The organism is Candidatus Chordibacter forsetii, from assembly GCF_964187505.1.
In the GTDB taxonomy this organism is placed as follows: domain Bacteria; phylum Verrucomicrobiota; class Verrucomicrobiia; order Opitutales; family Seribacteraceae; genus Chordibacter; species Chordibacter forsetii.
This window is the reverse complement of sequence record NZ_CAXLML010000155.1, coordinates 1-9249: the sequence shown is the minus strand read 5'-3', so window position 1 is coordinate 9249 and position 9249 is coordinate 1. Positions and strand designations below refer to the sequence as shown.

Below are 9249 nucleotides of genomic sequence, written 5' to 3'. Positions count from 1 at the left end.
ATTTTCACCATCGCTTAATGGCAAAGGGGCTCTCTCACGGAAAGGCAGTTTTAGCAATGTGGGCGATGGCTGGAAGTTGTTCATTGGTTGCCATCGCCGCTGCCTTTGGGAAGGGAGATCAATTATTTGCGGTCTTTGTTTTCTTTGGAATGGGTGGTTTTATTCTTCTTCGATATTTAGGTTACTTCCGATTTGAGTTTTTTGGTGAAGGTTTATCCACGCTCATAGACGACCGAAAAAGCACTAAATCTGTTGAACAGGCTGTCAAAGAGGCAGAACAATTGGTGGCTAATTCCGTTGATCTTGAATCTTTGGAAGATTGTTTAAGTAAGGCGGCAGAGGGTATGCAATTTCAGCATGCTACCATTCGATTATTTCATCAAGAAGGCAGGCTAGGCTCGGATTTAAATTTGAAAAATCCATCCGTTGGCAAAATCATTACTTGGCGGGATCAAGAGCAATCTGGTTATTTCTCACGTGACAAGGAGTTTGTGGTAGAGTTTCCAATTTCTGGACGAAACTTTGATTATGGCAAGGTAGAGTACCGCTTTATGAACGGACGCAGTACGCTGTCCGTCCAAGACGAAGTGTTGCTCGAACGTATCCATGACTCGATATCCAACCTTGCCGGCCGTTTGCGTAAACAAGATTTTGTTATTTCATAAATCCCTGCATTTTCCTAGTTTTTGGATCAATTAGACTCTACCTGCTTAACTATTACTTGTGTCTAAATTCTTAAGGGCATTTACCATTTTAAGCCCAAAAGCAAAAAGAAGGATGTTTCTTCTTTTGCCAGTGATTCTTGTGGGTATGGTGTTGGAAACTCTTAGCGTTGGCATGGTGGTTCCCGCCCTTGGGATTTTGATGAATGAAACTTATTTCGACCAGTTTCCTTCATTTCAGTTAGTCTTTGAGTACATTGGTAATCCAAGTCATGAGAAGTTGATATTTCTCGGATTAAGCGGTTTAGCTGTCACTTATGTACTTAAAAATATCTTTTTGTTCTACCAGGTTCATTGCCAGGGAACTTTTGTTTATAGTACTCAGCGTGAAATCGGGGTTCAGTTATTTCGGAAATACCTCAATAACGGATACATGTTTCATCTTCAGGTTAATAGTTCGAAGCTAATAAGAAATTTGACGACTGAGATTAATTCTTATTGTGGTTTTTTCCTCATGCCTACGATAAATCTGTTAACAGAATCGTTGGTAATCTTTGCAATATTAACCTTAGTTTTTTGGGTTGAGCCACAAGGCACGATGATCTTGGTTTTTATTCTAGGTTTATTGGTTTACTTGTTTGTCAAAGTAAGTAACCGCATAGTTGGTACTTGGGGAAAGAAAAGATTAAATGCTGAAGAACAAAAACTAAAGCATTTGCAGCATGGTTTTGGTGGAATTAAAGAAATTCTACTTTCTGGGAAACTAGAGTTCTTTTTGAGGAGGTTTCAAAAGCCTAATCATATATCGGGATTAATGAATAAGCGTGAATATATCTTCCAGTATGTCCCCAAATTTGGAGTTGAGGTCATTGCTATATGTGGCCTTGTTGGTATGAGTTTGTTTCTGCTTTCGCAAGGGAAGCCCAAGGAAGAAGTCACTCATATGCTTGGACTCATGGCTACTGCTGGATTTCGCATGATCCCTAGTTTTAGTAGAATCTTGAATAATTTACAGTCGATCCGATTTGGTTGGGCGACAGTAGATGCATTGTCTAATGAGTTTTCTCAAGTGGTTGAAAAAGTTTCAAGTAGTCCCGAAAGTCATAATAACGCAGAAGACTTAGCTCACTTAACCTTTGAACAGGAGATTTTATTTTCGGATATTTCCTTTTCATATACTCAAGAAAAAGATGAAGTTTTAAGAAATATAAATTTCAGTATTAAAAAGGGAGAGACTATAGGCCTCGTGGGAGAAAGTGGCTCAGGGAAAAGCACATTATCTAATTTGCTTTTGGGGCTACTTGAACCAACAAAGGGTGAGATTCTAATAGATAGTGGAAAACTTACTGATAATAATTTTACAAGTTGGCAGCAAATGATTGGGTATGTTCCACAAGAAGTTTACCTATTGGATGATACCATAAGGAGGAATGTTGCTTTCGGGTTAGATGATTCGGAAATTAATGACGACCGAGTAAGTCTTGTTATTGAAATGGCTCAGTTGAGGGATCTAGTTGAGGGAACTCAGGACGGTCTAAACCTTACACTGGGTGAACGGGGTGCACGATTGAGTGGTGGACAAAAGCAACGAATTGGGATTGCCCGGGCGTTATACAACGACCCTGAGGTTTTAATTATGGATGAAGCAACGAGTGCACTAGACAACAAGACAGAAAAAGAAATTTTAAATACTCTAAAGCCCTTAGTTGGAGCAAAGACAATTGTGGTAATTGCTCACCGTGCAACCTCACTCGAAATATGCTCAAAAGTTTATGAACTGCGAGATTGCAGCATTAATTTACAAGCCCAATGATTAATTGATGGCTTGAAGTCGGTTTTTAAAATGGAAAATAATTAAATGGATATTAAAAATTCAAAAGTCCTTGTAATTGGCGGTGCTGGTTTTATTGGCAGTTTTGTAGTATCTGAGCTGCTAAAAACCAATGTTGGAAAGGTAGTTATTTACGATAATTTTGCTCGTGGAAAGGCGAGTAATATTTCTAACAGCATGGCTGACCCCCGTTGCGAGATTTATCCTAATGGGGGAGACGTCAGAGATGTTGATACTTTATCTGATGCAATGCAGGGGTGTGACGGAGTAATCCATCTTGCTGCGATGTGGTTGTTGCATTGCAAGGACTTTCCTCGCACCGCATTTCATGTAAATATTGAAGGGACTTTCAATGTCTTGGAAGCTTGCGTGAAGAATAATATAAAGCGCTTCGTATATTCTTCGTCCGCTTCCGTTTATGGAGACGCGTCAGAGGTGCCAATGACTGAACTGCACCCTTTCAATAACAAAAATTTCTATGGAGCCACAAAAATTGCTGGGGAAGCAATGTGTCGTGCCTATTATGATCGGTATGGTCTTTCTTATGTCGGGCTAAGATACATGAATGTGTATGGCCCTCATCAAGATCAAACAGCTGCGTACACTGGTGTAATTCCCATCATGCTAAACAAAATTGATGCTAATGAGGCACCAACAATTAACGGCGATGGTACCCAGGCTTATGATTTTATTGATGTAGAAGATGTAGCCCGTTGTAATATTAATGCTTTGCAAGCTGAGGTAACTGACGAGTTTTACAATGTCGGCACTGGAATCCAGACCACGATTAAGGAACTTTGCGATACCATATTGGAACTCAAAGAATCCAAGCTTAAGGTAACCTTCAACCCTTACAGTGAAGATGATGCCAGAAGGCTAGTGCAAAACCGCATTGGTTGTCCAAAGAAAGCTTCTGCCGATTTAGGCTTTGATTTTAAGTATAACCTTCAATCCGGCCTTCAGCGCTTAATTGATTGGAGGAATAGTCAACCGGTAGATCAGTGAACAAGATCGAAAAAGAGCAAACTGAATCTAGCTTCAAGCAGAAATGGACCAATAACCAGAAACTGGCATTTTCGGAAACTAATAAGGAAGGATCCAATATCCAAAATTGGATTGTTAAAAGAAATGGATTCAGCTCACTTTCTCAGTTCGGTAAATGGCTTACTGGTAGAGACCGAATTTTAGATGCTGGCTGTGGGAACGGTCGAGTAACTTCTTTAATTCAAGCAAACACAGCTTCTAATCAAAAAATTATTGGAATAGATTTTTCTTCTATCGAAGTTGCTATTCATAATCTTAAACAATTTCAAAACATAGAATTGTTTGAAAAAGATTTGTTAGAAGATTTATCTGATTTAGGAAAGTTTGACCTTATATATTGCCAAGAGGTTTTACACCATACTGCCGACCCATTTAAGGCATTTTCTAATCTTTGTGGTAGGCTTAATCCCGAAGGCGAAATTGCAATTTATGTTTACAAGAAGAAAGCTCCTATGAGGGAGTATGCTGACGACTACATCCGGGAACTTGTTTCTCAAATGCCATACGAAGAAGCTTCTAAAGAAATGTCGAACTTTGCTGAACTAGGTAGAATTCTTTCTGAGTTAAATATAAAAGTGAAAGTGCCAGAAATTAAAGTTCTGGAAATTGAAGATGGAGAATATGACATACAAAGGTTTTTTTACCATTTTTTCCTCAAGTGTTTTTGGAATCCTGAGCTTTCAAAAGATGAAAATACAGCGATTAATTATGATTGGTATCATCCCACTATCTCAACCCGTCACACTCCAGATGAAGTGAAGGGGTGGTTTAGTGAAAACTCTCTAGAACTCATTCATTTTCATGAAGATCCTTATGGGATAACGGCAAGGGGAATAGTATCCTAGAGAATTAATTGCGTCTATTTTGATAAAAACTTGAATATTCCAATAGCAAAGACTAATCTTTTAGATACGGAGATTAATGCTGTCCTTAATCCATTGAAATCTGGTTGGCTGGTTCAGGGACCTAAAGTCAAAGAGTTTGAAGAAAAGTGGTCTACTTTTACTAGTGCAAATTATTCAACTGCAGTCACTTCTTGTACCAGTGCTCTTCATCTATCGCTTGCTGCTCTAGGTTTTGGTCCGGGGGATGAGGCAATTGTTCCTGCTTTCACTTGGATATCCACTGCTAATGTAGTTGAGCATTTAGGAGGTAAAGTAGTTTTTTGTGACATCGATTTAGAAACTTTCAATATCGATGTTTCTGAGATTGAGTCAAAAATAACCACCAAAACAAAAGCTATTTTACCGGTACACCTTTTTGGACTTTCTGCAGACATTGATCCAATATTAGATTTGGCAAGGAGATATAATCTTTGGGTTGTTGAAGATGCGGCATGTGGCTTTGGTGCAAAGTACAAAGGCCAACATGTTGGAGCTTTTGGAAATACTGGCTGCTTTAGTTTTCATCCCCGTAAGTCCATTACTACTGGTGAGGGCGGAATGATTACTACAAATAATCATTTACTTACTGAGAAGATAAAGAAGCTTCGCGATCATGGTGCCGCGATAACTGATTTGCAAAGACATCATGGAGCTCGGCCCTACCTGTTGGCCGACCACCCGGTTGCTGGATATAACCAAAGGATGACCGATATACAGGCAGCTCTAGGTTCTGCCCAAATGGACCGAGCTAATGATATCGTTTTAGAGCGAACGAAATTGGCACTCGGTTATGACGAAGTATTTGCTGATTTAAATTGGCTTCGAACACCATTTAAGCATTCGGATTATGACCATGGATATCAAAGTTATCCGTGTTTGTTTATGCCTGAAAAAATCAACCCACAAGCGATCAAGAAAATCAATGAGAAGCGAAATAAGTGGATGGATGATTTGCAAAAGTCTGGAATATCAACCAGACCTGCCACCCATGCTGTCCACATGCTTAGTTTCTACAAGAAAAAGTATGGCCTTATGCCTGAGGATTTCCCAAATGCTTATGCTGCTGATCAATGCAGTATTTCACTGCCGTTGTTTCATGGTATGGAGCCAGAAGAGCAGGGGAGAGTTATCGAAGTAATCAAATCTTATAACTTCTAATGTGCGGAATTGTTGGACAGATTAACTTTGATAAAACCCCTGTTTCTCCTGTGGTTTTAAAGAAAATGACTGATGCAATCAGACATCGTGGCCCTGATGGGGAAGGCCATTGGATTGAAGAATCGGTCGGATTCGGACATCGCCGATTATCGATTATCGACCCCTCTCCTTTAGGCAGGCAACCAATGGTAAGTCAGAATCAAAGATATATTTTAACATACAATGGCGAGGTATACAATTTTAGGGAGCTACGAACTGAATTAGAAGCCAAGGGATATGGGTTTCGATCTCAAACAGACTCAGAGGTTGTCCTTTATGCTTTGGTCGAGTGGGGGAGTGATGCACTTCTTAAATTTAATGGAATGTTCGCTTTATCTTTTTGGGATCGAAAAAGAAAACAATTGCTACTCGCCAGAGATCGATATGGGATTAAGCCTCTTTACTATTTTCAAAACGAACAAAAATTAGTATTTGGTTCTGAGCAAAAAGCTATTTTGGAACAGCCTGCCTTTGACCGTAAAATTAACAAGCAGGCACTTCTTGAATATTTCACTTTCCAAAATATCTTTACAGATCAGACTCTTTTAGAAGGCATTCATCTACTACAACCAGGTCATTATGCGACTCTTGGATTCCAAAGGACTAACAAGCGTTTAGAGTTTACTCAATATTGGGATTATCACTTTAGGGAACCAGAAAAGCCTTTAGCTAAAGAGGAGTACCTAGAGGAATTGGATAGACTGTTTAAGCAGGCGGTGAATCGTCAGTTGGTAAGTGATGTCGAGGTTGGCAGTTACTTGAGTGGGGGTATGGATTCTGGTTCCATCACCGCAATTGCTGCTTCCAATTTTCCATACTTAAAAACTTTCACTTGTGGCTTCGATTTGAGTTCAGCTTCTGGTATCGAGCTTGCATTTGATGAACGTGTAAAAGCGGAAGCGATGTCTGCAAAGTTCAAGACAGAGCATTACGAGATGGTTCTTAAGGCCGGTGATATGGAAAGATGCTTACCGAAACTTTCATGGCATTTAGAAGAACCGAGAGTAGGCCAAAGTTACCCCAACTTTTATGCCAGTAAGTTAGCTAGTAAGTTTGTTAAAGTTGTATTATCTGGAGCAGGTGGAGATGAGTTATTCGGAGGGTACCCTTGGAGGTATTACCGAGGAGCGACTGCAGAAAACTTTGAGCAATATGTCGACGAGTATTATTTGTATTGGCAGAGGTTGATACCAAATAGCGTAATCTCAAAGGTTTTTGCTCCGGTTTGGGATGATGTGAAAGATGTATGGACGAGAGACATTTTTAAAGATGTATTTGCCAATCACTCAAATTCTCTGGAGAAGCCCGAGGATTTTATTAATCATTCTTTATATTTCGAGGCCAAGACTTTCTTGCATGGACTCTTTGTGGTAGAGGACAAGCTTAGTATGGCTCATTCACTTGAAACTCGTGTTCCGTTCATGGATAACGATTTGGTTGACTTTGCCATGCAGTGCCCCGTTGAACTCAAGCTTAATAATTTGGGGAAAGTAATTAGGTTGAACGAAAATGAAGTTGGAAGAAAAGGGAATCAGTATTTCCAAAAAACAAACGATGGTAAGCAAATCCTCAGAGACATGATGTCGAGGTATATTCCTACGGATATTATCAAGGCGAAGAAGCAGGGGTTCTCCTCGCCAGATGCTAGCTGGTTTAGGGGAGAAAGCATTGAGTTCGTTCGCAGAAAATTGTTAGACAAAAATTCTCCAATTTTTGATTATTTGGATATTGGTGAAACAAAGTCGTTAGTAAACGAGCACTTAACGGGGCAGCAAAACAGAAGATTGCTCATTTGGTCATTGATTAGTGTCAATGAGTTCTTAGAGGCTTTTTAAACTGTACGAGCAAGTAACAAGTAAAATGCAACTGGAAATAATTGATGGAAGTGGTGACGATGAAATAAACGATTATGTTTCTGCGTGCCCTAACTCATTGATTTATTCATGTCCACGCTTCATCGAATTAATTTCAGATCACCTTGATGCTTCACCAGGATGGATCCTTGCAAAGGATGAAACGAGGATTTTGGGGGCATTGCCTTTTGCTCAAAGCAAGGCTGGCGAATTTGGTACAGTATTTAATTCGTTGCCATATTATGGAAGCAATGGAGGAGTTTTACAGTGTAAACTCAATAACAAGATAAAGGCATCATTAGTTAAAGGTTATTTCGATTATGCACAAAGCCTAAACGCTTGCTCCGCAACCCTTACTACAAATCCCTTGCAAATGGATCATGAAATATATGAAAACACGATTGATGGTTTTATTAAAGACGAGCGTATTGGTCAGATCACCCATTTACCCGAAAATCCTGATGATGAATTAATTAAGATATTTGAGGACCCACGACCTAGAAATATTAGAAGAGCTCAAAAGGAAGGTATAAAAGTGAGCTCAGGTAATGAAAGAGGTTCGGTCGAGTTTCTTTATAATGTTCATGTTGAAAACATGCAGGCTATTGGTGGGTTGCACAAATCATGGGATTTTTTTGAGAAATTGCTTTCAGATATGCCTTCTAATATGTGGTCAGTTTACATTGGTTCAAAGAATGGAGAACCTGTTTCGGCACTTTTGCTTTTTTATTTTAATGGAACCGTTGAATATTTTACACCAGTCTTAAAATCTGGATATCGGAACACGCAGGCTTTAGCACTTATTATTTTTGAGGCTATGAAGGATATGGTGAAAATAAAAGGATGTAAAAATTGGAATTGGGGTGGGACTTGGCTAAGTCAAAAAGGGGTGTATGACTTTAAGAAAAGGTGGGGGACAATTGACTATTTATACTATTACTATACAAAATTGTATAATGAGGACATTAGATCTTCAAGTAGGGAGGCCCTATTAGAAAATTATCCCGGTTTTTTCGTTCTTCCATTTAGCGAACTAGAGGAAATAGGAAATGAGTGAAGAAAAAAAAATAATAATAGTTGGAACTGGTCCGCAGGCCCAAATCGCGAGGGATTATTTCGTGGAACTTTCGAATTACAACGTATTGGGATTCGCTTGTCACAATCAGTTTAAGGAGAGCGATGAAATCTACGGCATGCCACTCATTTCCATCGAGGACTTGCCCGACAAACATTCTCCTGATGACACGGAAGCTTTTGTTGCAATTGGCTATAAAAACATGAACAGGATGAGACAATCCGTGTACGAGGAAATAAAAAGTCTAGGTTTTCATTTGGCTAGTTTTATTCATCCCAGGGCAACCATAAGCGCCACTGCTGAATTTGGTGATAATGTCTTTGTTTTCGAGGAAAACACTATCCAATCTTATGTAAAGATAGGCAACAATACGGTTTTGTGGAGTGGCAATCATATAGGTCACCATTCGAGCATTGGAAATCATTGCTTTATCTCATCCCATGTTGTTGTATCCGGATCCTGCAAAATCGGGAATAATGTTTTCGTTGGTGTTAATGCCACTTTTCACGATGGCCTTGAAGTTGCAGACGAATGTCTCATTGGAGCAGGTACCCTTATTACCAAAAGCACCAAGGCCAAGGAAGTTTTCCTAGCCTCCAGAACAAAACCTTTCCCCAAAGACAGCGAAGCCTTGGGATTCTAGGCCATGGACGATACCTTAGACAAAATTTCTAATCTTTATTCAGGCAACTTGTCTGAGCAT

Annotated in this window: 7 protein-coding genes and 1 pseudogene; all 8 read left to right on the top strand. The window is 39.5% G+C overall.

Translation table 11 applies throughout. From position 1 onward, the window contains the following. Positions 1 to 665 (top strand): annotated as a pseudogene (locus ACKPQ4_RS06615) (hypothetical protein); the annotation flags it as partial. Between the two features lie 112 nt (positions 666 to 777). Continuing rightward, complete coding sequence (locus ACKPQ4_RS06610) at positions 778 to 2475, top strand: ABC transporter ATP-binding protein (RefSeq protein ID WP_407680407.1); 1698 nt, start codon at positions 778 to 780, stop codon at positions 2473 to 2475. Between the two features lie 45 nt (positions 2476 to 2520). Next, positions 2521 to 3498, top strand: coding sequence for an NAD-dependent epimerase/dehydratase family protein (locus tag ACKPQ4_RS06605; protein WP_407680406.1), 978 nt, complete (start codon positions 2521 to 2523; stop codon positions 3496 to 3498). Beyond that, on the top strand, positions 3495 to 4382 hold the full coding sequence (locus ACKPQ4_RS06600; protein ID WP_407680405.1) for a class I SAM-dependent methyltransferase: 888 nt from the start codon (positions 3495 to 3497) through the stop codon (positions 4380 to 4382). Before ACKPQ4_RS06605 ends, ACKPQ4_RS06600 begins: the two co-directional genes overlap by 4 nt. A gap of 30 nt (positions 4383 to 4412) precedes the next feature. Continuing rightward, positions 4413 to 5579 (top strand): DegT/DnrJ/EryC1/StrS family aminotransferase, encoded by a 1167-nt coding sequence (locus tag ACKPQ4_RS06595; RefSeq protein WP_407680404.1) that lies wholly within the window; start codon positions 4413 to 4415, stop codon positions 5577 to 5579. Next, positions 5579 to 7453 carry an asparagine synthase (glutamine-hydrolyzing) gene (asnB, locus tag ACKPQ4_RS06590; RefSeq protein WP_407680403.1) on the top strand — a complete coding sequence of 625 codons (1875 nt, stop codon included), beginning with the start codon at positions 5579 to 5581 and terminating at the stop codon, positions 7451 to 7453. The genes ACKPQ4_RS06595 and asnB overlap by 1 nt, the downstream gene beginning before the upstream one ends. A gap of 25 nt (positions 7454 to 7478) precedes the next feature. Continuing rightward, a complete protein-coding gene (locus ACKPQ4_RS06585) occupies positions 7479 to 8528 on the top strand; it encodes a GNAT family N-acetyltransferase (RefSeq protein ID WP_407680402.1) in 1050 nt (349 codons plus the stop codon). After that, positions 8521 to 9189, top strand: coding sequence for an acetyltransferase (locus ACKPQ4_RS06580; protein WP_407680401.1), 669 nt, complete (start codon positions 8521 to 8523; stop codon positions 9187 to 9189). The genes ACKPQ4_RS06585 and ACKPQ4_RS06580 overlap by 8 nt, the downstream gene beginning before the upstream one ends. Positions 9190 to 9249: the final 60 nt, after the last annotated feature.

Excerpts from the sequence above, each read along its gene's own strand:
- ACKPQ4_RS06610 (WP_407680407.1), top strand. The coding sequence starts at position 778 with ATGTTTCTTCTTTTGCCAGTGATTCTTGTGGGTATGGTGTTGGAAACT.
- ACKPQ4_RS06605 (WP_407680406.1), top strand. The coding sequence starts at position 2,521 with ATGGATATTAAAAATTCAAAAGTCCTTGTAATTGGCGGTGCTGGTTTT.
- asnB (WP_407680403.1), top strand. The coding sequence starts at position 5,579 with ATGTGCGGAATTGTTGGACAGATTAACTTTGATAAAACCCCTGTTTCT.
- ACKPQ4_RS06585 (WP_407680402.1), top strand. The coding sequence starts at position 7,479 with ATGCAACTGGAAATAATTGATGGAAGTGGTGACGATGAAATAAACGAT.
- ACKPQ4_RS06580 (WP_407680401.1), top strand. The coding sequence starts at position 8,521 with ATGAGTGAAGAAAAAAAAATAATAATAGTTGGAACTGGTCCGCAGGCC.